Origin of the sequence: Flavobacterium sp., from assembly GCF_049590715.1 — a bacterium.
Taxonomy (GTDB): Bacteria; Bacteroidota; Bacteroidia; order Flavobacteriales; family Flavobacteriaceae; genus Flavobacterium.
The window spans coordinates 1-1,718 of the sequence record NZ_JBAWDL010000181.1; the positions used below are offsets into that span (position 1 = coordinate 1).

Sequence of the window (1,718 nt, forward strand, 5' to 3'; positions counted from 1 at the left end):
TGTATTTTTATTGGTTACAAAAGGCATCAAATCAACACCATCTAACACTTTAATTGTAGAAGCGTTTCCACCCGCTAAATTGATAAAAGTTGGCACCATATCAAGCATACTGATAGATTTATCATAAGTACTTCCAGGTTTAATTACTGAAGGCAATTTCATAATAAAAGGAACTCTAATTCCTCCTTCAAGAAAATTAGATTTACATCCACTTAAAGGATAGTTAGACGTTTCTGTTCCATCAGGTCCACCGTTATCGTTAGAAAAAACAATTAAGGTATTTTTTTCTAAGCCTAATTTTTTTAGTTTGTCTAAAATTTGTCCGCAAGCACGGTCAAGTGCTAAGGTCATCGCTGCTAACTGTTGGCGTTTACCAGTCAAACCTTTTATCTTAGCCATGTCTTCATCAGTAGTGTGTAATGGGCTATGCACCGCATTGAATGACACATACATAAAAAATGGATTCTTTTTGTTTTCCTCCATAAAATCACAGGCTTTATCAGCAAAATCATCTGTGATATATTTGGTTGGTTCCGCATAATTTCCAAAACCTCTTTCTAATCTGTCTTCGGGTCTGTTTGCAGCTTCTGTTTGAGTCAAAGGCCAAAAACTTCTTGCCCCTCCTCTAAAACCGTAAAACTCATCAAAACCTCTCTTCAAAGGATGGTAACGATCAGCATTTCCTAAGTGCCATTTTCCAAGAACAATAGACTTATATCCTAATGGATGTAAATAATCGGCTATGGTTTTTATATTTAATGGCAATCCCATTTCGTCATCATTCAATCGGGAGGATTCACTCATATAACCTGGAACGTTGTTCTCCTCAATTCCGTAGCGTTGTTGATACATTCCCGTAAGCAATCCCGCTCTCGAAGGTCCACAAACAGAATCGGTGGTATAGGCTTCCTTAAAAATCATTCCCTCAGAAGCTAGTTTGTCTAGATTGGGTGTTTTAAAATATTTACTTCCTTGGAAACCAAAATCATTATATCCCGCATCATCTGCAAATAGGAAAATAATATTTGTTTTTTGATTTGATTTTTGAGCTGTAATTTTCATTGGCATAAAAGCCATCAAAAAAACAATCATAACAAGGGTCAATCTGTTAGTACGTTTCATTTCAATTTAATTTTTTGTGTTTTTTATAATAGTATTTTTAATTTGGGCGTGCCCCTCCGTAAAAACTACGGGTCGGGCTTTCCGTTCCCGCTTTTTTTTATCCCTTAAAAAAAACGGGATAAAAAAAGAGCTCCACTATAATCCCTCACGCGAGCGACAACTTGGCGACACAAATATAGGTTCTGAATATAAATTGATACTCTTTATCATATAGACAATAACTAGACAAGTACTGTTTAGTCTGTCCTACTATGTATAAAGCACAAAAATATTGCATAATAGAACACAAATTTCTTTATTTAATATCATTTTCTGTAAAAAACACTTCTCTACCCTGCTCTAAAACCAGATCATCTCCTTTGATATCAACAACTCCTTTTTGACGAATGTCTGTACAAGAAGCACCAATTTTAAATTCATATTTTCCAGCTTCAATAATCCATTTTCATATTGCACTAGTTGTTGCGGGGAAATTTTAAAAACGAGTGTTTTTGATTCACCTGATTTCAATGCAACTCTTTCAAATCCTTTTAGCTGAATTGGTTTCATTGTTGAAGTAGTATCTACTGGTGATACATATAATTGTACAATTTCGG

2 protein-coding genes are annotated in these 1,718 nt (G+C 34.8%); both read right to left on the reverse strand.

The annotated features are described in order from the left end of the window. The coding region (locus WBQ70_RS08395) for a sulfatase-like hydrolase/transferase (RefSeq protein WP_423912849.1) at positions 1-1,122 on the reverse strand (1,122 nt) is incomplete at its 3' end. Positions 1,123-1,461: 339 nt separating this feature from the next. Further along, on the reverse strand, positions 1,462-1,718 hold a 257-nt coding region (locus WBQ70_RS08400; RefSeq protein ID WP_423912853.1), incomplete at its 5' end, for a fibronectin type III-like domain-contianing protein.